Here is a 251-nt window from a genome sequence, read left to right on the forward strand (position 1 = left end):
CGACGACAGCCACGCTCTTCTTCGTCTCATCCGCCATGCCAACAACCCATCGCACGGCAGACAGAATTGCCGTCGTGAATCTGATATATCACATCAAGATGCGATGCCTACGGGATTTTTCGTTTTCTCCGAAACGCAAAACCGTTGTGCACTTTTGCTCGAATTGCTCTGTGGAATTTTTACTGGCTTTCCGGCAGGCCGGCGCCGACGCTGTCGCCGACCGAACCGACGGTGTTGTTCATCGACTGACC

1 protein-coding gene is annotated in these 251 nt (G+C 53.8%); it reads left to right on the forward strand.

Annotated elements, in window-relative coordinates; translation table 11 throughout:
* Positions 1-251, forward strand: a 251-nt coding sequence (locus tag EOD29_RS36765; protein WP_206520599.1) for a hypothetical protein, incomplete at both ends; no start/stop codon positions are given.

The organism is Mesorhizobium sp. M1A.T.Ca.IN.004.03.1.1 (assembly GCF_003997555.1).
Taxonomy (GTDB): Bacteria; Pseudomonadota; Alphaproteobacteria; order Rhizobiales; family Rhizobiaceae; genus Mesorhizobium.